The 23,000-nt window shown below is 64.4% G+C and carries 18 protein-coding genes; 2 read left to right on the forward strand and 16 right to left on the reverse strand.

Features of this window, described 5'->3' with window-relative positions:
• Nucleotides 1-768: 768 nt before the first annotated feature.
• Genes AA0Z93_RS12370 through AA0Z93_RS12385 form a run of 4 tightly spaced genes read right to left on the reverse strand, consistent with a single transcriptional unit; the run spans nucleotide 769 to nucleotide 4,180 of the window.
• Nucleotides 769-1,923 (reverse strand): betaine/proline/choline family ABC transporter ATP-binding protein, encoded by a 1,155-nt coding sequence (locus tag AA0Z93_RS12370; protein ID WP_413048669.1) that lies wholly within the window; start codon nucleotides 1,921-1,923, stop codon nucleotides 769-771.
• Nucleotides 1,920-2,573 carry an ABC transporter permease gene (locus AA0Z93_RS12375; RefSeq protein ID WP_304548581.1) on the reverse strand — a complete coding sequence of 218 codons (654 nt, stop codon included), beginning with the start codon at nucleotides 2,571-2,573 and terminating at the stop codon, nucleotides 1,920-1,922. The genes AA0Z93_RS12370 and AA0Z93_RS12375 overlap by 4 nt, the downstream gene beginning before the upstream one ends.
• On the reverse strand, nucleotides 2,570-3,481 hold the full coding sequence (locus tag AA0Z93_RS12380; RefSeq protein ID WP_413048668.1) for a glycine betaine ABC transporter substrate-binding protein: 912 nt from the start codon (nucleotides 3,479-3,481) through the stop codon (nucleotides 2,570-2,572). The genes AA0Z93_RS12375 and AA0Z93_RS12380 overlap by 4 nt, the downstream gene beginning before the upstream one ends.
• A gap of 12 nt (nucleotides 3,482-3,493) precedes the next feature.
• The gene (locus AA0Z93_RS12385; RefSeq protein ID WP_409522246.1) at nucleotides 3,494-4,180 is read right to left on the reverse strand and encodes an ABC transporter permease; all 687 of its coding nucleotides are present in this window, start codon (nucleotides 4,178-4,180) and stop codon (nucleotides 3,494-3,496) included.
• Nucleotides 4,181-4,682: 502 nt separating this feature from the next.
• Here AA0Z93_RS12385 and AA0Z93_RS12390 point away from each other — a divergent pair.
• Entirely contained in the window at nucleotides 4,683-6,266 is a 1,584-nt protein-coding gene (locus AA0Z93_RS12390; RefSeq protein WP_413048667.1) for a peptide chain release factor 3, read from the forward strand.
• Between the two features lie 377 nt (nucleotides 6,267-6,643).
• Here AA0Z93_RS12390 and AA0Z93_RS12395 read toward each other — a convergent pair whose 3' ends face one another.
• From AA0Z93_RS12395 to AA0Z93_RS12410, 4 genes are all read right to left on the reverse strand, one after another.
• Entirely contained in the window at nucleotides 6,644-7,723 is a 1,080-nt protein-coding gene (locus AA0Z93_RS12395) for a polyamine ABC transporter substrate-binding protein (RefSeq protein ID WP_413048666.1), read from the reverse strand.
• Between the two features lie 56 nt (nucleotides 7,724-7,779).
• Nucleotides 7,780-8,121, reverse strand: coding sequence for a cupin domain-containing protein (locus tag AA0Z93_RS12400; protein ID WP_413048665.1), 342 nt, complete (start codon nucleotides 8,119-8,121; stop codon nucleotides 7,780-7,782).
• A gap of 31 nt (nucleotides 8,122-8,152) precedes the next feature.
• Nucleotides 8,153-9,559, reverse strand: coding sequence for an NAD(P)/FAD-dependent oxidoreductase (locus AA0Z93_RS12405; RefSeq protein WP_413048664.1), 1,407 nt, complete (start codon nucleotides 9,557-9,559; stop codon nucleotides 8,153-8,155).
• Between the two features lie 366 nt (nucleotides 9,560-9,925).
• Nucleotides 9,926-10,741 carry a helix-turn-helix domain-containing protein gene (locus AA0Z93_RS12410; protein ID WP_413048663.1) on the reverse strand — a complete coding sequence of 272 codons (816 nt, stop codon included), beginning with the start codon at nucleotides 10,739-10,741 and terminating at the stop codon, nucleotides 9,926-9,928.
• Nucleotides 10,742-10,980: 239 nt separating this feature from the next.
• Between AA0Z93_RS12410 and AA0Z93_RS12415 the strand changes: the two genes are divergently transcribed.
• Nucleotides 10,981-11,889 (forward strand): hypothetical protein, encoded by a 909-nt coding sequence (locus AA0Z93_RS12415; protein ID WP_413048662.1) that lies wholly within the window; start codon nucleotides 10,981-10,983, stop codon nucleotides 11,887-11,889.
• A 166-nt stretch (nucleotides 11,890-12,055) separates the two neighbouring features.
• On the opposite strand, the gene AA0Z93_RS12420 is transcribed toward AA0Z93_RS12415, so the two are convergent.
• From AA0Z93_RS12420 to AA0Z93_RS12455, 8 genes are all read right to left on the reverse strand, one after another.
• Nucleotides 12,056-13,024, reverse strand: a complete 969-nt coding sequence (locus tag AA0Z93_RS12420) for a peptide ABC transporter ATP-binding protein (RefSeq protein WP_413048661.1) — start codon at nucleotides 13,022-13,024, stop codon at nucleotides 12,056-12,058.
• The gene (locus tag AA0Z93_RS12425) at nucleotides 13,024-13,992 is read right to left on the reverse strand and encodes an ABC transporter ATP-binding protein (RefSeq protein ID WP_413048660.1); all 969 of its coding nucleotides are present in this window, start codon (nucleotides 13,990-13,992) and stop codon (nucleotides 13,024-13,026) included. Before AA0Z93_RS12425 ends, AA0Z93_RS12420 begins: the two co-directional genes overlap by 1 nt.
• 10 nt (nucleotides 13,993-14,002) lie before the next feature.
• The gene (locus AA0Z93_RS12430; RefSeq protein WP_413048659.1) at nucleotides 14,003-14,929 is read right to left on the reverse strand and encodes an ABC transporter permease subunit; all 927 of its coding nucleotides are present in this window, start codon (nucleotides 14,927-14,929) and stop codon (nucleotides 14,003-14,005) included.
• Nucleotides 14,930-14,938: 9 nt separating this feature from the next.
• Nucleotides 14,939-15,949 carry an ABC transporter permease subunit gene (locus tag AA0Z93_RS12435; protein WP_296263091.1) on the reverse strand — a complete coding sequence of 337 codons (1,011 nt, stop codon included), beginning with the start codon at nucleotides 15,947-15,949 and terminating at the stop codon, nucleotides 14,939-14,941.
• Nucleotides 15,950-16,040: 91 nt separating this feature from the next.
• A complete protein-coding gene (locus tag AA0Z93_RS12440; protein ID WP_413048658.1) occupies nucleotides 16,041-17,636 on the reverse strand; it encodes an ABC transporter substrate-binding protein in 1,596 nt (531 codons plus the stop codon).
• 66 nt (nucleotides 17,637-17,702) lie between these two features.
• On the reverse strand, nucleotides 17,703-19,076 hold the full coding sequence (locus tag AA0Z93_RS12445; protein WP_413048657.1) for an OprD family porin: 1,374 nt from the start codon (nucleotides 19,074-19,076) through the stop codon (nucleotides 17,703-17,705).
• Nucleotides 19,077-19,225: 149 nt separating this feature from the next.
• Nucleotides 19,226-20,818, reverse strand: a complete 1,593-nt coding sequence (locus tag AA0Z93_RS12450) for an ABC transporter substrate-binding protein (RefSeq protein WP_413048656.1) — start codon at nucleotides 20,816-20,818, stop codon at nucleotides 19,226-19,228.
• Between the two features lie 64 nt (nucleotides 20,819-20,882).
• Nucleotides 20,883-22,505, reverse strand: a complete 1,623-nt coding sequence (locus AA0Z93_RS12455) for an ABC transporter substrate-binding protein (RefSeq protein ID WP_413048655.1) — start codon at nucleotides 22,503-22,505, stop codon at nucleotides 20,883-20,885.
• Nucleotides 22,506-23,000 lie beyond the last annotated feature (495 nt).

Raw genomic sequence — 23,000 nt, forward strand, 5'->3', positions numbered from 1 at the left:
GGATGGGCCACTGTAGGAGCGGCTTGAGCCGCGATGGCCGACACAGTCGGCCCAACCGGGCGAATGCGTTACCACGTGGGCCATGCGCTGCTTATAGAGGGGGCTGCTGCGCAGCCCATCGCGGCTAAAGCCGCTCCTACAGGGAGCATCGAGTGTGCATATTTATGGCCACGATTTCCTGCCGAACGGCTGAGGAAATCGGCCATAAATTTTTGTTACCGAAGCACTTTTCGTCAGCGCTTCAGGCAAGCGTCAAATATTGTGGATGGGCCACTGTAGGAGCGGCTTCAGCCGCGATGGCCGACACAGTCGGCCCAACCGGGCGAATGCGTTACCACGTGGGCCATGCGCTGCTTATAGAGGGGGCTGCTGCGCAGCCCATCGCGGCTAAAGCCGCTCCTACAGGGAACATCGAGTGTGCATATTTATGGCCACGATTTCCTGCCGAACGGCTGAGGAAATCGGCCATAAATTTTTGTTACCGAAGCACTTTTCGTCAGCGCTTCAGGCAAGCGTCAAATATTGTGGATGGGCCACTGTAGGAGCGGCTTGAGCCGCGATGGCCGACACAGTCGGCCCAACCGGGCGAATGCGTTACCACGTGGGCCATACGCTGCTTATAGAGGGGGCTGCTGCGCAGCCCATCGCGGCTAAAGCCGCTCCTACAAGGAGCGTCGAGTGTGCATATTTATGGCCACGATTTCCTGCCGAACGGCTGAGGAAATCGGCCATAAATTTTTTGTTACCGACGCACTTTTCGTCAGTGTTTCAGCAAACCGCCTCGGCCGGCGACACGATGCTGGTCTTCGCGCCACGCGAGCGGCCCGAACTCAAATACGCCGCAATCGATTCCTGGGTCACTTCGCCCAGGAACACCTGCTCGGCATCGAGCACCGGCAGCCAGGCGCGGTTGAACTCGTACATGCGCGACAACAGGATGCGCAGGTGCTCTTCGTGCGAGGCCGTGGCGTTGAACGGGCGCAGGAAGTCGCCGCAGGTACCTTGCTGGCGGTGCATGTCGCGGCGGCGCACGTAGCCCAGCGCCTTGTTCGCCGCATCGGTCACCACCACGTAGCGGCGGTCGTGCTCGTCGAGCAGTTCCAGGGCGTCGGCCACCGGCGTTTCGGGGCTGACCGACGGGGCGTTGTCGGCGGCGTCTTCGGCCTTGACCAGGAGCAGGCGCTTGAGGGTGCTGTCCTGACCGACGAAGCTGCTGACGAACTCGTCGGCCGGATGCGCGAGCAGGGTGTCGGGGTGGTCGAGCTGCAACAGCTTGCCGGCGCGGAAGATGGCGATCTTGTCGCCCAGCTTGATGGCCTCGTCGATGTCGTGGCTGACCATGATCACGGTCTTGTTCAAGGCCCGCTGCATCTCGAAGAACTCGTTCTGGATCATCTCCCGGTTGATCGGGTCGACGGCGCCGAAGGGCTCGTCCATCAACAATACCGGCGCATCGGCCGCCAGGGCGCGGATCACGCCGATGCGCTGTTGCTGGCCGCCAGAGAGTTCGCGCGGGTAGCGTTGCAGGTACTGCTTGGGTTCGAGCTTGATCATGCTCATCAGCTCGCGGGCGCGGTCGTGGCAGCGCTGCTTGTCCCAGCCTAGCAGGCGCGGCACCACGGTGATGTTCTCTTCGATGGTCATGTTGGGGAACAGACCGATCTGCTGGATCACGTAGCCGATGTGCCGGCGCAAGGTCACTTCGTCCAGGCCCGTGGTGTCTTCGCCGTTGATCAGCACGTGGCCCGAAGTGGGCGCGATCAGCCGGTTGATCATCTTCAGCGTGGTGCTCTTGCCGCAGCCCGAAGGCCCCAGGAACACGCAGATTTCGCCTTCGTTGACGGTCAGGCTGACCGAATCGACGGCCTTGATCTGCTTGCCGTTGGCGGTGAAGGTTTTGCTGAGGTTCTTCAGTTCGATCATGAGCGCAGTCCTTCTGGAGTCAGGGCACGTTGCAGGGTTTGCAGGAGCAGGTCGGCGACGATGGCCAGCAGGCTGACCAGCACGGCGCCGACCAGCAGCATCGACATGTCGCTGCGGCTGATGGAGGTGAGGATGAGCACGCCCAGGCCGCCGGCGCCGATGGTCGCGGCAATGGTCATCACGCCGATGTTCATCACCACGGCGGTGCGCACCCCGGCGAGGATCACCGGCACGGCGATGGGCAGCTCGACCATGCGCAGGCGCTGGCCGAAGGTCATGCCGATGCCGCGCGCCGCTTCGCGGATGCCCGGCTCGACGCTGGTCAGGGCCAGGTAGGTGTTGCGCAGTATCGGCAGCAGCGAATAGAGGAACACGGCGGTGATCGCAGGCAGCGGGCCCAGGCCCTGGCCGAACTTGGAGTAGAACGGCAGGAGCAGGCCGAACAGGGCGATCGAGGGGATGGTCAGCAGCACGGTGGCGCAGGCCTGCACCGGGCCGGCCACGGCCGGGAAGCGGGTCATCAGGATGCCCAGCGGCACACCGAAGAGAATCGCCAGGCCCACGGCGACGCCGACCAGGGTCAGGTGCTGCAAGGTCAGTTGCAGCACCAGGGCCCAGTCGAGATGGCTGAAGGTATCGAACAGGCTCATGGTTTCACCTCGCCGAGTGCGTGCTCGCGCAGGAAGGCTGCGGCCACACGGGTGGGGCTCTGGTGCTCGACGTCGATGCGCGCGTTGAGCGTGCGCATGGTCTGGTCGTCGAGCGCGGCGGCCAGGGGTTCGAGCAGCGTCGCCAGTTGCGGATGGGCCTGGAGCACTTCGGTGCGCAGCACGGGGGCGGCGGTGTAGTCGGGGAAGTAGTGCAGGTCGTCTTCGAGCAGTTTGAGGTTGAAGGCGTTGAGGCGGCCGTCGGTGGTGTAGACCAGGCCGGCGAACACTTGGTCGTTGCGCATGGCGGTGTAGACCAGGCCCGAGTCCATCTGGCGAATGTTGCGGCGGTCGAGCGGCATGTCGTACAGCTCGCGCAGGCCGACCAGGCCGTCGGGACGGTTGGCGAACTCGGTGTCCAGGGCCACCAGATGGTTGCGCTTGGATTCGTCGCGCAGCACGCGGGTCAGGTCGCTGATGCTAGCGATCTGCGGATAGTCCCGGGCCACTTTCTGCGGCAGGCCGAGCGCATAGGTGTTGCTGAATTTCGATGGGGCCAGCCAGGTCAGGCCTTTCTGCGCGTCGAGCTGTTTGACCTTGGCGTAGGTGGCCTCGGGGCTGGGCATGCGCGTTTCGATGTGGTTGTAGGAGACCAGCGACACCCCGGTGTATTCCCAGAGCATGTCGAGCTGCCCGGTCTCTTGCGCCTGGCGGGCGATGTTGCTGCCCAGGCCCGAGGTGATGCGCACATCGAAGCCGTTGGCGCGCAGGTACTGCGCGGTGATTTCGGCAAGGATGGTCTGCTCGGTGAAGACCCGGGCGCCGATGCGGATCAGCGGTTTCTGCGCGGCCTGGGCGGCGCTTGCGCACAGCAAGGCCGCGCCCAGGGCAATGGCGATCAATCGTTTCATGACAGTCCTCGTTCAGTGGGCCAGGCCGCGTTCCAGCCAGCGCTTGCTGGAAAAACTCACCAGCGCGTCGAGCAGCAGTGCCAGCAGCGCAGTGCAGGCGGCGCCGAGCAGCAGTTGCGGCTGATTGTTCAGGGCGATGCCGGGGAAGATCAGGCTGCCCAGGCTGTTGGCGCCGATCAGGAACGACAGGGGCGCGGTGCCGACGTTCAGGGCCAGGGCCACGCGCACGCCGCCGACGATGATCGGCACGGCGTTGGGCAGCTCTACCTGCCAGAGTTGCTGGCGCGGCGTCATGCCGATGCCGGTGGCGGCTTCCTTGAGCGAGGCGGGGACGTTCTTCAGGCCTTCGTAGGTGTTGCGCACGATGGGCAGCAGGGAGGCGAGGAACAGGGCGAAGATCGCGGGGCCGGCACCGATGCCCAGGACACTGAGGGCGATGGCCAGAACGGCCAGGGGAGGGATGGTGTTGCCAACGTTGAAGAACTGCATGAAGCGCTCGGCTTTGTCGACCCGGTGCGGCCGACTCAAGGCAATGCCGGCGGGGATGCCCACGGCCAACGCCGCCGCCATCGAAGCCAGCACCAGCACCAGGTGCGCTTGCAGGTAAAAGCCAAGGTCGCCTTGGTAGCGGGCGATCGTGTCGAGGCCGATCCAGTGGATCAGCAGGGCCAGGATGACGAGCACGGCGGCCCATCCCATCAGCCCTTTTCCGTAGCGTCTTGCCACAGGTGGACTCCTTTGTCAGGTCGGCGAACGCACGTCCCGGTAGACCGACATCGCTGGCGGCGGGCAGTGGGTTCGCGAGTAGCGGCGCGGCGCCGGCGAGCGGCGGCCAATCACGCCATGAGCCAAGCCTCGTCAGGCTCGTGAAGCAGGTGTCGCCAGCCTTGCCGCGCGGGGTGCGGCAGGGGAGCGGACGTCTCCGAAGGGCCAAAGGTTTACATGTTGGCAGGCATTTGGCTAGCGTTGATCCACTGCCTGGGGTGGCATTCGGCAGGAAAAAACAGCTATCGGAAGGTTGTTCGGCCAGTGAAAACACTGGTTTCACGCCAAGCGCCAGGGTGCTTCCCGTTCGCCGTTCCGGCCAGGGGGGCTGGGCGTTGTAGGGCGCGGCGGGCCGGCCGCTGCCACAGCTTTGGTCTGGCGGCAAGATCGGGTATCATACCGCCCCTTTTTCGAAGACCCAGTCAGGCGATTTCCCATGACCCAACAGGCCGCCGAAGTCGCGAAGCGCCGCACTTTCGCCATCATTTCCCACCCCGACGCCGGTAAGACCACCATCACCGAGAAGCTGCTGCTGATGGGCAAGGCCATTGCCGTCGCCGGTACCGTGAAGTCGCGCAAGTCCGACCGCCACGCCACCTCCGACTGGATGGAAATGGAGAAGCAGCGCGGTATTTCCATCACCACCTCGGTGATGCAGTTCCCCTACCGCGAGCAGATGATCAACCTGCTCGACACCCCCGGCCACGAAGACTTCTCCGAAGACACCTATCGCACCCTGACTGCGGTCGACTCGGCGCTGATGGTGCTCGACGGCGGTAAAGGCGTCGAACCACGCACCATCGCCCTGATGGACGTCTGCCGCCTGCGCGACACGCCGATCGTCAGCTTCATCAACAAGCTCGACCGCGACATCCGCGACCCCATCGAGCTGCTCGACGAAATCGAGGCGGTGCTCAAGATCAAGGCCGCGCCGATCACCTGGCCGATCGGTTGCTACCGCGACTTCAAGGGTGTGTACCACCTGACCGGCGACTACATCATCGTCTACACCCCAGGGCACGGGCACGAGCGCACCGAAACCAAGATCATCGAGAAGCTCGACTCCGACGAGGCCCGCGCTCACCTGGGCGACCAGTACGACAGTTTCGTCGACCAGTTGGAACTGGTGCAGGGCGCCTGCCACGAGTTCGACCAGGACGAGTTCATCAACGGTCAGCTGACCCCGGTGTTCTTCGGCACCGCGCTGGGCAACTTCGGCGTCGACCACGTGCTCGACGCTGTGGTCGACTGGGCGCCGCGGCCGCTGGGCCGGGTGGCCAACGAGCGTACCGTCGAGCCTGTGGAAGAGAAGTTCACCGGCTTCGTGTTCAAGATCCAGGCGAACATGGACCCCAAGCACCGCGACCGTATCGCCTTCATGCGCATCTGCTCGGGCCGCTACGAGAAAGGCATGAAGATGCGCCACGTGCGCCTGGGCAAGGACCTGCGCGTGGGCGATGCGCTGACGTTCTTCTCCTCCGAGCGTGAACAGCTCGAAGAGGCCTATGCCGGCGACATCATCGGCCTGCACAACCACGGCACCATCCAGATCGGCGACACCTTCAGCGAAGGCGAAGTGCTGGGCTTCACCGGCATTCCGCACTTCGCCCCGGAGCTGTTCCGCCGCGTGCGCCTGAAAGATCCGCTCAAGTCCAAGCAGCTGCGCCAGGGCCTGCAACAGTTGGCCGAAGAAGGCGCGACCCAGGTGTTCTTCCCCGAGCGCAGCAACGACATCATCCTTGGCGCGGTCGGCGTGCTGCAGTTCGATGTGGTCGCCAGCCGTCTGAAGGAGGAATACAAGGTCGAATGCGCCTACGAGCCGATCACCGTGTGGTCGGCCCGCTGGATCAGCTGCGACGACAAGAAGAAGCTCGAAGATTTCCAGACCAAGGCCTTCGAGAACCTGGCCATCGACGGCGGCGGCCACCTGACCTACCTGGCCCCGACCCGGGTCAATTTGGCGCTGATGGAAGAGCGCTGGCCGGAGGTGAAATTCCGCGCCACGCGTGAGCACCACTGATCGTTTGGGGTGTACGCTGCAACAGGATGGCGTGGCCGTCCATCGCGGCTGAAGCCGCTCTTACAGAGATGGCATGGCCGCCGTCGTGACTGTAGGAGCGGCTTCAGCCGCAATGGGCGGCACAGCCGGCCTAATCCAGACGCTGCGGTTTTCCAGGAAAAACGGTGGGGTGGAATTTAGCCGGCACCCCCGGCCCACTGGCTGCAACTCCTTCCGACAAACAGTGCGCAGTGCCTGACCCAGGGCGGCGTCGCCGCCCATCGCGACTAAACCGGAGCGCCGGCCGGTCGCGCTTACAGGGGGTTGTGGCAGCCATTGCGACTGATCGAAGCATCGAACCGATCGCCCACAGGAGGGCGCTAGCCGTTCCTGTGTGGTCAATTCCCCGCTTTGATGCTGGTCCAGATCCGCGTGCGAATGCGGTCGATCTTCGCGGGCATCGATTCCAGGGCGAACAGTTTGCTCATTACATCGTCGCTCGGGTAGATCATGGTGTTTTGCGTCAACGCCGGCTGCACCAGGGCATTGGCCTTGAGGTTGCCGTTGGCGTACTGCACGGAGTTGCTGATATTGGCCATCACGTCAGGTTGCAGCAGGTAGTTCATGTACGCATAGGCTGACTTCTCGTTCGGCGCGTCGGCCGGCATGGCGACCATGTCGAACCACAGCGGCGCGCCTTCCTTGGGAACCGAGTAGCCCACCTTGACGCCGTTCTTCGCCTCTTCGGCGCGGTTCTTCGCCTGCAATACGTCCCCCGAGAAGCCCACCACCACGCACACGTCGCCGTTGGCCAGGTCGCCGGTGTACTTGGACGAGTGGAAATAGCTGATGTAAGGCCGCGCCTTCATCAGCAATGCCTTGGCTTTCTCGTAGTCCTCGGGCTTCTGGCTGTGGTGCGGCAGGCCCAGGTAGTTGAGGGCGATCGGCAGCAGCTCCGGGCCGTTGTCCAGCATCGCCACGCCGCAGCTTTTCAGCTTGCTCAGGTACTCGGGCTTGAAGACCAGGTCCCAGGAATCGAGCGGCGCGTCGTCGCCCAACACCGCCTTGACCTTGTCGACGTTGTAGCCGATGCCGGTACTGCCCCACAGGTAGGGGAAGCCGTACTGGTTACCCGGATCGTTCACCTCCAGGACCTTGAGCAGGCGCGGGTCGAGGTTCTGCCAGTTCGGCAACTGCGCCTTGTCGAGACGCTTCAAGGCCTTGCCCTGGATCTGCCGGGCCATGAAGTGGTTGGAAGGAAACACCACGTCGTACCCGGAGTGGCCGGTCATCAGCTTGCCGTCGAGGGTTTCGTTGCTGTCGTAGACGTCGTAGGTCGGCACGATGCCGGTGGCTTTCTGGAAGTTCTGCAACGTGTCGGGAGCGATGTAGCTCGACCAGTTGTAGATCTTCACCGAGTCGGCGGCGCTGGCCAGGCCTGCGGTCAGCATCAGGGGAGCGAGGAGGAGTGTGCGCATGTCCGGTTTACCTTGCTTGGTCTGTTGTTATCGAAGAACGGCAGGCGATCAGCGGATCAGAAAATCAGTACGTAGGTCTTGCGCACGGTCTCCTGGATGTCCCAGGTGCCGGTGCTGTTGGCCGGTAGCATCAAGGCGTCTCCGGCTTCGATGAACAAGGGCTCGCCGTCATCGGGGGTGAAGGTGCAGCGGCCCTTGATGAAATGGCAGAACTCCTGTTGCACGATCTGCCGCCGCCAGCGACCGGGGGTACATTCCCAGATGCCGGTTTCTACACCGTCGCTGCGCTCCACGCAGGTGACCGAGGTGACGGCCACGGGCTCGCCGAGGGGTACGGCGACCGGGTTCGAGGTGTCCAGCACGGTGCTGTCGGTGTGTTTGAACTGGGTGATGCGCATGGCGATGGTCTCCTGTGAAGGTGGGCGCAACTCAGTGCATGAAGCCTTCCATGAACCCTGCCAGCCCCGTGGCGAAGCGACGCCGCCAGGCTGGGCTGGCCGGGTTGGCGAGCACACGGTCCTCGTGCACGAAACTGCGGATGATCGCGTTGTAGCCCAGCCAGCGGCACGGCTCGGGCGGCCAGCTGGCCAGGCTCGACAGGGGGCGGTTGTCGTGCACCCAGGGCTGGGCGGTAAGTTCGTTGTGTCGGCCGAGGATCAGCGCAGCCAGGGTGCGACCGCCCAGGTTGCTGGCGCCCACACCTTCGCCGCCGTAGCCGCCGGCCAGGGCCAGGCCGCGCTGGCGATCGCAGAGCATGTGCGGTCGGAAACGCCGGGCCATGCCCAGGTTGCCGCCCCAGGAATGGCTGATGCGCGCCTGTTTGAGGTGCGGGAACAGTTCCCCGAACAAGTAGCGGCGCAGCTCGACCTCGGCCTCGCTCAAGGTGAAGTCCTCACGCAGGCGGCCGCCGAAGCGATAGCCGCCGCGCGCGCCGAACACCAGACGGTCGTCGAGCGTGCGCTGGCCATAGGTCACCTGGCGGCTGCCCTCGCTGAACGCCTGGCCCTGGCCGAGGCCGATCCGCTCCCAGGCCGAGGCCGGCAGCGGCTCGGTGGCCACCAGCAAGCTCTGCACCGGCAGTTGATGGCGCCCCAGCGGCGGTAGGCTGGCGGCATAGCCTTCGACGGCCGGCACCACCCATTGGCAGCGCACGCGGGCCTGGGCGGTCAGCACTTCGCCGGTATGCCAATCGTGCGCAGGGGTGCGTTCGTAGATCGTGACGCCCAGCGCTTCGACCGTGCGCGCCAGCCCACGCACCAGCTTGGCGGGGTGGATCGTCGCCACGTGGGGGCTGAAGATCGCGCCGTAGGCGTTGCTGGCACGCAGTTGCCCGGCCAGTTGCTCGGGTTTGAGCCAGCGGTAGTCGTCCTCGGTCATACCCTGGCGGTACAGGTCGTCAAGGTAGGCGCGCAGGTGGCGTTCCTGCTCGGGGTAGCGGGCGGCGCAGTAGATCACGCCGGCCTTGCGGTAGTCGCAGTCGATGCCTTCGCGCTGCAACACACGCTGCACTTCGTCGGGGATGCCATGCAGCAGGTCGACGCTGGCGCGGCGTTGCTGGGGCGAGAGCGTGGCCAGCATGCGGTCTTCGCCCAGCAGGTTGCCCATCAGCCAGCCGCCGTTGCGCCCCGAGGCGCCGAAGCCTGCGGTGTTGGCTTCGAGGATGGCGATGCGCAGGTGCGGGGCCTGGCGCTTGAGGTAGTAGGCGGTCCACAGTCCGGTGTAGCCGGCGCCGATGATGCACACGTCGACGTCCAGGTCGCGTTGCAGGGACGGGCGCGGGTCGAGCGGCTCGTCGAGCTGGTCCATCCACAGGCTGATCGTGCGCCAGGCTTGCATCGATACCGCTCCCAATGCCGTTGCAGGTATTGGCGAAGATGCTAGTCGGGGGAGGGAGGTGGTGTCTTATGTGCGTGCACGCAGGGAAAAACGGGAGGGTAGATGTGGAGGCGGTTGTGCACAGCGCTCGTCCACGAAGCAGTGAGGCCGGCAGCGCTGTCTCAATGGTGGCAACGCCTCTCGGTGGACAGCAGGCGGCGCTTGAACTAGGTCGGCGTTGCCGCCCATCGCGGCTAAACCGGAGCGCCGGCCGGCCGCTCCTACAGGGAGGGTATGGCTTGCTGCAACTTCTCAGTGCAACTTCGGTGTCTAGATCAGGGCCGTGCTGCTGAGCGTGGCTGATCGAAGTAGCGAATCGGCCGTTTGCTACGTGGGCTGTTTCTGCTTCAGGTAAGCCTTGGGCGAAAGCCCGGTGCGCTCGCGGAAGCATTTGTAGAACGCCGAGAGGGAATTGAACCCCGCCGCAAAGGCCAGTGCGTCGATGCGCGCGCCGCTCGAATCCGCCTCCAGTTGCCCGAGCAGATGCTGCAAGCGCGCCTGGTTGACGTAGCGGTAGAAGCTCTGCCCCAGCACTTGGTTGAGCAGGTAGGAAATCTGGTTGCGGCTGTAACCGCTTTCGCTGGCCACCCGTTGCAGGTCCAGTTCGGGGTCCAGGTAAGGACGGCGGCGCTGGAAGTATTGCTCCAGGTCCTGGGCCATGGTGCTCAACTGACGCGGCGACAGCCCCAGGCGGCTGGTGGCCGGACGCGCCTGCCGATTGCCGCAGCTGGCGACCGTCTCGCGCACCAGGGTCGCATACTCGTTCACCTGGCAGATCAACCCATCGCTGACGGTGATCACCTCGCTGGACTGGAAAGTGACCAGCCCCTCGCCCCCTTGCACCGTCACCTCGTACTGGATGAATGCCTTGCAGCCGTCCACGCGGATGCGGTCGCTGTGCACGATGTCTTCTCCGGCGTGGTGCGGTAGGCACACCCTCACGTAATCGCGCAGTTGCACGTAGTCGAGCACACGGTTCTGGAAGTAGTCGTGGTAGCGCACCTGCGGGTGATAGAGCGCCATCACCGCGTCCAGATCGCGGTGTTTCCAGCTCAGGTGATAGCGCATGACCACGTCCGCCGTCAGCGGCGTTTGTTCGGGGCCATCGCGAAGCAGAGGGGCAGTCATGGCGCGATAGTGCATCGCCGCTTCAGCGCCGACAAGTCAGGTGTGCCCACATGCGTCCAGTTGCCGCAGCGACCCTGCAATACGCCCACTTCATTTGGATGGCTTCGGGCGTTTCGCACGATCCTAGGAAAGTTTTTTTTCGTAAGTTATTGATTCTATTGGTAGTCATTTTTGGTCACATCTGGCACGCGCACTGCACTGTCCCCTATGCAAGCCCCACAAAAGTTTTGCTCACCTTCATAAGGCGCCGAGTCATGATAACCACTGCCGATCTGCCAACCGCTGTCTCCGAGGCCCCGAATCGCTCGGGCGTATCCTGGGCCGCTATCTTCGCCGGTGCTGCCGCCGCAGCGTCCTTGTCACTCATCCTTGTCGTGCTGGGAACCGGTTTGGGGTTCGCTGCGACCTCACCTTGGGAAAACGAAGGCGCCAGCGCACAAGCGTTGGGCATTTCGACCATCGTATGGTTGCTGGTGACGCAGATCATCGCCTCGGGCGCCGGTGGCTACCTCGCCGGTCGTCTGCGGGTGAAGTGGGCCAACCTGCATGGCGACGAAGTGTATTTCCGTGACACCGCACATGGTTTCCTGTCGTGGGCCGTTTCGGTACTGGTCGCGGGCGTGCTGGTGGTCAGCGCTGCCGGTAACGTGATCGGTGCAGGCGCCAAAGCCGGTGCCAGCGTAGTAGCCGGTGCAGGCGCCGCCGCTGCTGCCACTGCCGACGGCTCGTCGAACAACGCCGACCCCATGGGCTACTTCGTCGACGGCCTGTTCCGTAGCGATGCACCCGTAAGCGTGAGCGAAGATGCCGCCAATGGCGTCGCTACCCGGATCCTGGCCCGTGGCATCGCCCAGGGCGGCAGCCTGGAGCCGGCCGATCGCACCTACCTGGCCCAGTTGGTCGCCCAGCGCACCCGTCTGACCCAGCCTGAAGCCGAAGCCCGTGTCGACCAAGTCCTGGCTCAAGTGCAACAAGCCAAGGTCGAAGCCCAACAAGCCGCCGACACTGCGACCAAAGTCGCTGCCTGGACCGCGCTGTGGACCTTCGTCGCCCTGCTGTGCGGCGCCTTCTTCGCCAGCCTCGCTGCCCTGTTCGGTGGCCGTCGCCGTGACCGCGTGGTCTACGTCGAAGACACCTACGCCACTACCCGTACCGTTCGTTAAGACGACTCATCAAGGAGATTCACCATGCGTTCATTGCTGCTTTGGTTCCTCGGGATCCCAATTCCAATCATCATCCTGATCGCCATCTTCGTGCACTGAGTCGAAGAACGTCGAACGAAAAAGGGGCCGCAATCGCGGCCCCTTTTTCATGCCTACGTCTCAGGCGTTACAGGAACTGCTCGGCGTAGTGGCAAGCCACCTGGCGGGTGTGCACCGGGCGCAGCAGAGGGACCTCGTTGATGCAGCGCTCGGTGGCATAGGGGCAGCGCTTGTGGAAGGCACAGCCGCTGGGCGGGTCGAGTGGGTTGGGCAGCTCGCCGCTGATGCGCAGCTTGGGCTTGGCCGGATCGGGGTGGATGGTCGGCGTGGCCGACAACAGCGCTTGGGTGTAGGGATGCAGCGGCTTGTCGTAGAGGTCGGTCTTCGGTCCGATCTCGACCGGGCGACCGAGGTACATCACCAGCACATCGTCGGCCACATGGCGCACCACGGCCAGGTTGTGAGAAATGAAGACGTAGGCGGTATCGAATTTCTGTTGCAGGTCCATGAACAGGTTCAGCACCTGGGCCTGGATCGACACGTCGAGCGCCGAGGTCGGCTCATCGGCCACCAGCACCTTGGGTTGCAGCATCATCGCCCGCGCCAGGGCGATGCGCTGGCGCTGGCCGCCGGAGAACATGTGCGGGTAGCGCTGGTAGTGCTCGGGGCGCAGGCCCACCTGCTCCATCATCGCCTGCACTTGGGCGCGGCGCTCGGCCTTGCTCAGCGAAGTATTGATCAACAGCGGTTCGGCCAGCTGGTCGCCGATCTTCTGCCGTGGGTTGAGTGAGGCGTAGGGGCTCTGGAACACCATCTGCACGTCGCGGCGCAATTGCTTGCGCTCGGCCTTGCCAGCGCCGGCCACTTCCACGCCGTCGATCTGCAAGGAGCCGGCGCTGGGCTCTTCGATCAGGGTCAGGGCGCGGGCCAAGGTGGACTTGCCGCAACCGGACTCGCCCACCACGGCCAAGGTCTTGCCGGCTTGGAGTTCGAAGGAAACGCCATTGAGCGCCTGGACCACGGCCGTGCCCTTGAACAGGCCACGGGACACGCTGTAGTGACGGGTCAGGTCGCGAGCGGTGAGAACGACGGCCATCACGCCACCTCCTGGTTCAATGGGTGCAAGCAGCGCGCCAGGCTGTGCGCCTGGGGTTCGAGGGGCGGACGCAGTTGCCGGCAGTCGTCCTGCACGTAGGGGCAGCGTGGCGACAGCAGGCAGCCCTGGGGCCGGTCGTAGCGTCCGGGTACGATGCCGGGCAAGGTGGCCAGGCGCTCGGCACCCAGGCTGTGCTCGGGGATCGCCGCCAGCAGCGCTTCGCTGTAGGGGTGGGCCGGCAGGTCGAAGAGGGTCGGCACCTGGCCCAGCTCCACGGCTTGGCCGGCGTACATCACGCATACCCGGCGCGCGGTTTCGGCGACCACGGCCAGGTCGTGGGTGATGAGGATCAGCGCCATGTCCTGCTCTTTCTGCAAGGCCACCAGCAGCTCCATGATCTGCGCCTGGATGGTCACGTCGAGCGCGGTGGTCGGCTCGTCGGCGATCAACAGGCGCGGCTCGCCGGCGATGGCCATGGCGATCGCCACGCGTTGGCTCATGCCGCCCGACAATTGGTGCGGGTAGGCATCCAGGCGGCTCTCGGGGGCGGGAATCTCGACCTTGCGCAACAGCTCCAAGGCGCGCTGGCGGGCCGCACGGCCCTTCAGGCCCAGGTGTTGGCGCAGCACTTCCTCGATCTGGTAACCCACCGTGTAGCTCGGGTTGAGCGCGGTCATCGGGTCCTGGAAGATCATCGCGATGTCTTTGCCGACCACCTTGCGCCGTTGCCGGCGGCTCAGGGTCAGCATGTCGCTGCCATTGAAGTTCAGGGTGTCGGCGGTGATGCGCCCGGGCGCATCGATCAGGCCCATCAGCGCCATCATGGTCACCGATTTGCCCGAACCCGATTCGCCGACGATGGCCAGGATCTCGCCGGCCTCCACCGACAGGTCGAGGCCGTCGACTACGGGCACCGCATCAGCGTCGCCGAAGCGCACGTGCAGGTTGTTGATCGTCAACAGGGACATGGCGTTCTCCTCAGGCGGCGTTCTTGAGTTTCGGGTCCAGCGCGTCGCGCAGGCCGTCGCCCATCAGGTTGATTGCCAGCACGCTGAGCAGGATGGTCAGCCCGGGCAGGCTCACCACCCACCAGGCGCGTTCGATGTAGTCGCGCGCCGAGGCCAGCATGGTGCCCCACTCGGGCGTGGGCGGTTGTACGCCCAGGCCCAGGAAGCCCAGCGCGGCGGCGTCGAGGATCGCCGAAGAGAAGCTCAAGGTGGCCTGCACGATCAGCGGCGCCATGCAGTTGGGCAGCACGGTGACGAACATCAACCGCGGCAGGCCGGCCCCGGCCAGGCGTGCGGCAGTGACGTAGTCGCGGTGCAGCTCGCTCATCACCGCTGCGCGGGTCAGGCGCACGTAGGAAGGCAGGGAGACGATGGCGATGGCGATCACCGTGTTGATCAGCCCAGGGCCGAGGATGGCGACGATGGCCACCGCCAGCAGCAGCGACGGCAGGGCCAGCATCACGTCCATCAGGCGCATGATCGCCGGGCCCAGGATGCGCGGAAAGAAGCCGGCCAACAGGCCCATGAGGATGCCCGGAATCAACGACAGCACCACCGACGACAGGCCGATCAGCAGCGACAGGCGCGCGCCGTGGATCAGTCGCGAGAGCAGGTCGCGGCCCAACTCGTCGGTACCGAACACGAAGCGCCAGGTGCCGCCGTCGAGCCACACAGGGGGCGTAAGCAGGAAATCGCGGTACTGTTCGCTGGGGTCGTGTGGCGCCACCCAAGGGGCGAACAGGGCGCAGAACCCCACCAGGCCCATGAAGAACAGCCCGGCCACCGCGCCCTTGTTGCGCGAGAAGGCGTGCCAGAACTCCTTGTAGGGGGAGGGGTAGAGCAGGCTTTGGTCCACCGGCTGGGCGGCGGCCATGGGTTTGAGCGTAGGCGTGGTCATGGCGAGTCCTCAGCGCTGATGGCGGATGCGGGGGTTGACCAGGCCGTAGAGGATGTCCACGACGAAGTTGACCAGAATCACCAGGCAGGCGATCAGCAGAATGCCGTTCTGCACCACGGGGTAGTCCCGCGCACCGATGGCCTCGATCAGCCATTTGCCGATGCCCGGCCAGGAAAAGATGCTTTCGGTCAGCACCGCGCCGGCGAGCAAGGCGCCGACTTGTAGGCCGAACACCGTCAGCACCGGGATCAGCGCGTTGCGCAGGCCGTGGATGAACACCACCCGCGCCGGCGAGAGGCCCTTGGCCCGGGCGGTGCGGATGTAGTCTTCGCGCAGCACTTCGAGCATCGAGGAGCGGGTCATGCGCGCGATCACCGCCAGGGGAATGGTGCCGAGCACGATGGCCGGCAGGATCAGGTGCATCACCGCATCCTTGAACGCGCCTTCCTCGCCGCTGAGCAGGGTGTCGATGAGCATGAAGCCGGTCACCGGCTCCACATCGAACAGTACGTCGTTGCGCCCCGACACCGGTGTCCAGCCCAGGCTGACCGAGAAGAACATGATCAGCACCAGGCCCCACCAGAAGATCGGCATCGAATAGCCGGCCAGCGAAATGCCCATCACCCCATGGTCGAACAGCGACCCGCGCTTGAGCGCGGCGATCACCCCGGCCAGCAGCCCGACGACGCCGGCGAACAGCAAGGCGGCGCCGGCCAGCTCCAGGGTGGCGGGGAACAGGGTGGTGAATTCGCTCCACACGCTTTCGCGGCTGCGCAGCGATTCGCCCAGATCGCCGTGGGCGAGCTTGCCGATGTAGTCCAGGTACTGCGCCGGCAGCGGCTTGTTCAGGCCCAGGCGCTCCATGGCCTGGGCGTGCATCTCGGGGTCGACCCGGCGTTCGCCCATCATCACTTCGACCGGATCACCGGGGATCAGGCGGATGAGGGCGAAAGTCAGCAGGGTGATGCCGAAGAAGGTCGGGATCAGCAAACCCAGACGGCGGGCAATGAAACTCAACATGGATGTCGGTACCTCTTCAGGCCGTGCGACGGTCAGCCGGCACGGCAGGTGCCGCCGGCTGCCTGTCGGTGCCGGCGATCGTTGTTCTGAACTACTTCACCTGGGTGGTGGCGAAGTTGTTGTTGGTCAGCGGGCTGGGTTGGAAGCCTTCGACGTTCCGGCGCATGGCGGTGAACACCTTGGGGTGGGCGATGTTCAACCACGGCCGGGCCTCATCGTACACCGTCAGCGCTTGCTCATAGAGTTTGCCGCGCGCCGCAGGTTCGATGATTTCCCGCGCCTGGTCGATCAGCGTCTGGAAACCTGGGTCGCACCAGCGGGCATAGTTCTCACCGTTCTTGGCGCCTTCGCAGCCTAGCAGGGGCGTGAGGAAGTTGTCCGGGTCGCCGTTGTCGCCCGCCCAGCCGCTGGCCAGCAAGTCGTGTTCGCCGCGTTTGCCGCGGCGCAGCATCTCGGCCCACTCCATCACGCGGATGTCGACCACCAGCCCCACCTTGGCCAGGTCCGCCTGCAGCATCTCGGCCGACAGGCGCGGATTGGGGTTGCTCGGGCCGCCGCCGTTGCGGGTGAACAGGGTCAGCACCGTACCGGTCGGCACGCCGGCCTCCTGCAACAGGGCGCGGGCCTGCTTGGGGTCGTAGGGCGGATTGTGCAAGTCGCCATTGAAGCCAAGCACCGTAGGCGGGAAGGGGTTGGTCGCCTCCAGCGCGTTGCCGGAGCCGAACAGTTGCTCGACATGGGGGCGCCGGTCGAACGCCAGGTTGATGGCCTTGCGCACGCGCGCGTCGTTGAGGAAGGGGTGTTGGGTGTTGAGGGCGATGTAGCTGGTGACCAGGGTTTCGATCGAGGCCACCTTCAACTGCGGGTCCGCCTCGATGCTCGGCACGTCGTCGGGCTTGGGGTACAACGCCACCTGGCACTCGTTGGCGCGCAGCTTTTGCAGGCGCACGTTGTTGTCGGGGGTGATGACGAACACCAGGGTGTCGGTCGGCGGCGCGCCGAGGAAATAGTCCGGGTGCGCGGTGTAGTGGATCTGCGCGTCCTTGCGGTAGCGCTGGAACACGAACGGGCCGGTGCCGACCGGCTTGCTGTTGAGTTCGGCGGTCTTGCCTGCGGCCAGCAACTGATCGGCGTATTCGGCGGAGTAGATCGAGGTGAAACCCATGGCCAGGTCGTGCAGGAACGGCGCTTCGCGGCGCTTGAGGGTGAAGACCACGGTGTAGGGGTCGGTCTTTTCCACCGAACGGATCAACTGGCTGAAGGCCATGCTTTCGAAGTAGGGGAAGCCTACGCTGGCCTTGTCGTGCCAGGGGTGCTTAGGGTCGAGCTGGCGCTGGAAGCTCCACAGCACGTCGTCGGCGTTGAATTCGCGGGTGGGGGTGAAATAGGCGGTGCGGTGGAACTGCACCCCGCGGCGCAGGTGGAAGGTGTAGACCAGGCCGTCGTCGCTGACCGTCCAGCGTTCGGCCAGCGAGGGTTGCAGTTCGGTGCTGCCGGGTACGAAGTCGACCAGGCGGTTGAACAGGGTTTGCGCGGCGGCATCGAAGGTCACGGCGGTGGTGTATTGCGCCACGTCGAAGCCCTCGGGGCTGGCTTCGGTACAGACCACCAGAGGCCTGGCCAGTGCCTGGCCGGCCAGGCCAAGCCACAGCGACAGCAGGACGGCGTTGAGTGCAGGCTTGTTCATGCGATCTCCTGAGCGATCGTTGCAGGATCGCTGCCATGGCGCGGCGAGGCGCCATGGCAGTGCGTGTCAAAGAATGTTGAATGGTACGGTGGTGACCACCCGGAACTCGTTCAGGCTGCCATCGCCCTGGTGCTTGCTGGCGCGGTGGGTGGTGTAGGTGGCGCGGATCGCCGTGTCCTTCAACGGGCCGTTCTGGATCGCATAGCTGGTGCCGATGCCGTATTCGTAGTGGGTTTCGCCTTGCAGCCCGGCCACATCATAGGCCGTGCCGCGGTAATGGGTGCCGTCGATGCCCCAGCCGCGCGCGTTGTACACGTTGAACTTGAGCCCAGGCACGCCGAAAGGCGCCATGTTCAGCACGTACGAGAGTTGCAGGGATTTCTCGTTGGGCCCGTTGAAGTCCGACAGCAGCGAGTTGGCCAGGAAGATGCCGTTGGTTTCGTGCAGGTAATCGAAATACTCGTTGCCGTTGACCTGCTGCCAGGCCACCTGGACGGTGTGCGCCTGGTGGGTGAGGGCCAGGGACAGACTGTAGGTGTCGTTGTCGATCTCGCCGAGTTTGCGCTGGCCGGTGTCGCGGGTCTTGTAGTAGTTGAGGCCGGTCGACAGGCTCAGCGTGTCGCTGTCGCCCAGTTCATGCACCGCGCCGAAATAGTACTGGTTCCAGAAGTCGTCGACCTTGGACGCGTACAGGCTGGTGGTGAGGCTCGCCAGCGGCTGGTAGTTGAAGCCGAACATGCTCACCCGGTCGGTCTCAACGCCCGTGGCGCCGTACTCGCTGCGGAACTTGCTCAGGCTCTGTTCGGTACGCGGCGAGACGCGGTCGAAGGTGCCGGCATCGAAGCTCAGGGTGTCGAACTCGGCGCTGTGCAGGCTGGCGCCCTGGAAGCTCGACGGTAGGGCGCGGTTGCCGATATAGGCCATCACCGGCGTATCCACCGTATGGCGCCCGACGGTCAGCGTGGTGTTGGAGATGCGCGCCTTGAGGTTGCCCAGGCCCAGCTTGCTCCATTGCGCGATCACGTCGCCGTCGCTATGGGTCAGGGTACGGTTGTTGGGGCCGGCCACTTTCTCGCGGTCTTGCAGCAGGGCCACGGCGTTGTAGCCGGCCGCCTCTACCGCGAAGCCCAGCGTGCCCTGGGTGAAGCCCGAGCTGTAGTTGAGGATGGTGCCTTGCAGCCAGTTTTCCCGGCTGTGGCTGTCGTGGCGTGTGCCGTCGGCCTTGTAGTAGCGCCATAGCGGGCCGCGCGCAGCGGTTTCGCGGGCATACCAGTTGCGCGTGGTGCCGGACACGCTTTGACCTTCGACGAAACCGGGCGCCTGCTCCTGCGCGGAGGCCGCGCGTTGCAGGGGGATGAACGCCTGGCTGACCGCTTCGGCCAAGGCCAGTTCGCTGAAACTGCCCAGGGCCAAAGCCGCAGCGAGGTAGGGTATTTTCATGGTGCATGCTCCTTTCTAGTTATGGCCCGCGTTGGCGCGGGTGGGGGTGTCGCACAGCGTGTTGCTCGGGTAGGCGCAGGGCCGCAGACAAATGCCGCGCGCACGCGCCCACGGGAGTGCAGGAGCGCTCCCGGGCTATACGGACAGGGTTATTCGGTGCTGACGCCGGAGAAGGTATTACGGCCGAACGGGCTGACCTTGAAACCGCTCACCGTGGTGCGCAGCGGCTGGCTGACCGTCGAATGCGCCACCGGCGTGATCGGCACCTGCTGCTTGAGCCGCTGCTGCGCTCGTTGGTAAAGCACACTGCGCTCGGCCGGGTCGGTGATGCGCTTGGCTTGGGTCACCAGGGCGTCGTAGGGCTGGTCGCACCAGCGCGCATAGTTGTTGCTGCCGATGGCGGCGCAACCGAAGAGGGTGCCGAGCCAGTTGTCGGGGTCGCCGTTGTCGCCGGTCCAGCCGACCAGGGCGATGTCGTGTTCGCCTTGCTTGAGGCGCTTCAGGTATTCGCCCCATTCGTAGCTGACGATACGCACCTTCAACCCCAGCTTTTCCCAGTCGGCCTGGAGCATCTGCGCCATGAGCTTGGCGTTGGGGTTGTAGGGGCGTTGCACGGGCATGGCCCAGAGGGTGACCTCGGTGCCGTCCTCGACGCCGGCTTGCCTGAGCAGGGCCTTGGCTTTCTCTGGATCGAAGGGAGCGTCTGCGATGCGGGTGTCGTACGACCATTGGGTCGGCGGCATGGCGTTGACCGCGATCTGCCCGGCTTCCTGGTACACCGCGTCGATGATCGCGCGCTTGTTCACCGCCATGTCCAGGGCCTGACGCACCGCCAACTGGTCGAAGGGCGCGCGGTGGGTGTTGTAGGCGATGTAGCCGAGGTTGAAGCCGGCCTGCTGCAGGACCTCGATGGCCGGGTCGGCCTTGAGCGTGGGCAGGTCGGCCGGGCGTGGGTTGAGGGTGACCTGGCATTCGTTGCGGCGCAGCTTCTGCACCCGCACCGACGGGTCGACGTTGATGGAGAACACCAGGGTGTCGACCTTGACCTCGTCGGGCGCCCAATAGGCGGGGTTGGCGCGGTAACGCACCTGTGCATCCTTCTGGTAGCGCTGGAAGACGAACGGCCCGGTGCCGATCGGCTGCTGGTTGATGTCGCTGGGGCGCCCCTCGGCCAGCAGGTGCTCGGCGTATTCGGCGGAGAGGATCGAGGCGAAGGCCATGGCCAGGTTCTGGACGAGCGCGGCGTCGACTTCGGCCAGGTGGAAGGTCACGCTCAGCGGGCCGTTCTTTTCCACCTTGAGCAGGTTCTTGTCGAAACCCATGCTGACGAAGTAGGGGAATTCGGCAGGGTAGGCGAGGCGGAAGGGGTGCTGGCGGTCGAGCATGCGCTGGAAGGTGAACAGCACGTCGTCGGCGTTGAAGTCGCGGCTGGGGGTGAAGGTCTTGTTGCTGTGCACCTTGACCCCCTCGCGCAATTGGAAGGTGTAGCGCAGGCCGTCTTCGGACACCCGCCAGGCCGTGGCCAGGGCCGGGTGCACGGCCGTGCCGCCGCGCTCGAACTCGACCAGGCGGTTGTAGATCGGCGTGCTGGCGTCGCTGTCGGTGGCGCTGGTGTACTGCGCGATGTCGAACCCTGCCGGGCTGGCTTCGGCGCAGAACACCAGGCTCTTGGCCAGGGTGGTGGGGGTATGGCTCAGCAACCCGGCGCCGAGCAGGGCGCAGAGCAGGAAAGGGGTACGCATGGCAACTCCTTGTAGCGGTGCGTGGCCCTTCCTTGGGCATGCGGTTCGACGGGATAGGCGTGGGTTATTTCACGCTGACGCCATAGAACGAGTTGAGCGAGAACGGACTGATCTTGAAGCCCTCGACGTTCTTGCGCATCGGTTGGTAGACGGTGGAGTGGGCGATCGGCGTCATCGGCACCTGCTCCTTGATGATGCGCTGCGCCTGCTTGTACAGCTCGCTGCGCTGGGCTTGGTCGGTAGTGGCCTTGGCCTGTTTGATCAGGTCGTCATAGGGCTTGTAGCACCACTTGGAGAAGTTGTTGCCGTCCAGCGCGTCGCAGCCGAACAGGGTACCGAGCCAGTTGTCCGGGTCACCGTTGTCGCCGCTCCAGCCGATCAGCATGGCGCCGTTCTCGCCGCCCTTGGAACGCTTGATGTATTCGCCCCACTCATAGCTGACGATCTTGGCCTTGATGCCGATCTTGGCCCAGTCGGCCTGCAGCATCTCGGCCATCAGCTTGGCGTTGGGGTTGTAGGGACGTTGCACGGGCATGGCCCAGAGGGTGATCTCGGTGCCTTCCTTGATGCCGGCTTCCTTGAGCAGGGCCTTGGCTTTTTCCGGGTCGTAGGGCACGTCCTTGATGCTGGTGTCGTACGACCATTGCGTCGGCGGCATGGCGTTGACCGCCAGTTGGCCTGCGCCCTGGTACACCGATTCGATGATATGGCCCTTGTTCACCGCCATGTCCAGCGCCTGGCGCACCTTGAGCTGGGCCATGGGATTGGGCTGGTCGCTGCCCTTGATCTTGTCCATCACGTTGTAGGCGATGTAGCCCAGGTTGTAGCCGGCCTGCTCGGGCATCTGCAGGTTGGTGTCCTCCTTCAGCTTGGCGATGTCGGCCGGGCGCGGGAAGAGGGTGACCTGGCATTCGTTCTTGCGCAGCTTCTGCATGCGCACCGAGGGGTCGGTGGTGATGGCGAAGATCAGGTTGTCGATCTTCACGTCTTCGGGTTTCCAGTAGTCCTTGTTGCCCTTGAAGCGGATCACCGCGTCCTTCTGGTATGTGCCGAACACGAACGGGCCGGTGCCGATGGGTTTCTGGTTGATCTCGGCGGGCTTGCCCTTTTTCAGTAGCTGGTCGGCGTATTCGGCCGACTGCACCGAGGCGAAGCTCATGGCCAGGTTCTGGATGAACGCGGCATCGACCTGGTTGAGGGTGAAGCGCACGGTGTGCGGGTCGATTTTCTCGATGCCGGCGATGTTCTTGTCCATGCCCATGTCGGTGAAGTACGGGAATTCGGACGGGTAGGCTTTGCGGAACGGATGGTTGCGGTCGAGCATGCGGTTGAAGGTGAACAGCACGTCGTCGGCGTCGAAGGCGCGGCTGGGCTTGAAATAGTCGGTGGTGTGGAACTTGACGTTTTCGCGCAGGTGGAAGGTGTACGCCTTGCCGTCTGCGGACACCTCCCAGCGTTCGGCCAAGCCAGGAATCACCTCGGTGCCGCCGCGTTCGAACTGGGTCAGGCGGTTGAACAGGGGTTCGGCCGAGGCATCGAAATCGGTGCCGGTGGTGTATTGGCCGGGGTCGAAACCGGCCGGGCTGCCTTCGGAGCAGAACACTAGGTTGGACGCGGCGTGGGCGTGCACGCTGCCGAGCATAAAGCCTGCTCCGATCAGAAGAGGGAGAACCGCGGTTTTGAGCATGTTGGCCTCATTCTTGTACTTTTTCGAGTGAGATGGCCTCGTGAGCCGACCCACGGATACTTGTCCAGGGTAGGGGGCATTGCAACGCTTGAAGGGGTAATGAGGGCGAAAAAGTAGAACGAACGTACATCGATGTCGCATCGATATAAGTTGCATTGGATTGTCGTTTTTACGCGGGTGTTGGATGGCTGATCGACGTATTTCGTGATTTTTCGAATAATCAGAAAGACAGTAAGCAGATGTAGGAAATTGCCTAAAAGCTTGAAGGGATACTTACTTAAGAGTTGAACCAAAGCGCTAGGCCCAATGCTGGCCATTTGAGCAATAGGGCCGCTTAGCGGCCCATCGCGGCTGATCGGAGCGCCGAACCGGCTGCTCCAACAAGTAGACGTAATCCTGTAGGAGCGGCTTCAGCCGCGATGGGCTGCAAAGCAGCCCCAAGTCACACTGTTGGGCGTGACTGACCGGCATCAGACGCTCGGCACGCCCCGGTCC

Source organism: Pseudomonas phoenicis (genome assembly GCF_047302395.1).
In the GTDB taxonomy this organism is placed as follows: domain Bacteria; phylum Pseudomonadota; class Gammaproteobacteria; order Pseudomonadales; family Pseudomonadaceae; genus Aquipseudomonas.

Excerpts from the sequence above, each read along its gene's own strand:
- AA0Z93_RS12395 (WP_413048666.1), bottom strand. The coding sequence starts at position 7,723 with ATGCGCACACTCCTCCTCGCTCCCCTGATGCTGACCGCAGGCCTGGCC.
- AA0Z93_RS12445 (WP_413048657.1), bottom strand. The coding sequence starts at position 19,076 with ATGAAAATACCCTACCTCGCTGCGGCTTTGGCCCTGGGCAGTTTCAGC.
- AA0Z93_RS12420 (WP_413048661.1), bottom strand. The coding sequence starts at position 13,024 with ATGGCCGTCGTTCTCACCGCTCGCGACCTGACCCGTCACTACAGCGTG.
- AA0Z93_RS12380 (WP_413048668.1), bottom strand. The coding sequence starts at position 3,481 with ATGAAACGATTGATCGCCATTGCCCTGGGCGCGGCCTTGCTGTGCGCA.
- AA0Z93_RS12405 (WP_413048664.1), bottom strand. The coding sequence starts at position 9,559 with ATGCAAGCCTGGCGCACGATCAGCCTGTGGATGGACCAGCTCGACGAG.
- AA0Z93_RS12370 (WP_413048669.1), bottom strand. The coding sequence starts at position 1,923 with ATGATCGAACTGAAGAACCTCAGCAAAACCTTCACCGCCAACGGCAAG.
- AA0Z93_RS12450 (WP_413048656.1), bottom strand. The coding sequence starts at position 20,818 with ATGCGTACCCCTTTCCTGCTCTGCGCCCTGCTCGGCGCCGGGTTGCTG.
- AA0Z93_RS12425 (WP_413048660.1), bottom strand. The coding sequence starts at position 13,992 with ATGTCCCTGTTGACGATCAACAACCTGCACGTGCGCTTCGGCGACGCT.
- AA0Z93_RS12455 (WP_413048655.1), bottom strand. The coding sequence starts at position 22,505 with ATGCTCAAAACCGCGGTTCTCCCTCTTCTGATCGGAGCAGGCTTTATG.
- AA0Z93_RS12410 (WP_413048663.1), bottom strand. The coding sequence starts at position 10,741 with ATGCACTATCGCGCCATGACTGCCCCTCTGCTTCGCGATGGCCCCGAA.
- AA0Z93_RS12430 (WP_413048659.1), bottom strand. The coding sequence starts at position 14,929 with ATGACCACGCCTACGCTCAAACCCATGGCCGCCGCCCAGCCGGTGGAC.
- AA0Z93_RS12390 (WP_413048667.1), top strand. The coding sequence starts at position 4,683 with ATGACCCAACAGGCCGCCGAAGTCGCGAAGCGCCGCACTTTCGCCATC.
- AA0Z93_RS12375 (WP_304548581.1), bottom strand. The coding sequence starts at position 2,573 with ATGAGCCTGTTCGATACCTTCAGCCATCTCGACTGGGCCCTGGTGCTG.
- AA0Z93_RS12385 (WP_409522246.1), bottom strand. The coding sequence starts at position 4,180 with ATGGGATGGGCCGCCGTGCTCGTCATCCTGGCCCTGCTGATCCACTGG.
- AA0Z93_RS12435 (WP_296263091.1), bottom strand. The coding sequence starts at position 15,949 with ATGTTGAGTTTCATTGCCCGCCGTCTGGGTTTGCTGATCCCGACCTTC.
- AA0Z93_RS12415 (WP_413048662.1), top strand. The coding sequence starts at position 10,981 with ATGATAACCACTGCCGATCTGCCAACCGCTGTCTCCGAGGCCCCGAAT.
- AA0Z93_RS12400 (WP_413048665.1), bottom strand. The coding sequence starts at position 8,121 with ATGCGCATCACCCAGTTCAAACACACCGACAGCACCGTGCTGGACACC.
- AA0Z93_RS12440 (WP_413048658.1), bottom strand. The coding sequence starts at position 17,636 with ATGAACAAGCCTGCACTCAACGCCGTCCTGCTGTCGCTGTGGCTTGGC.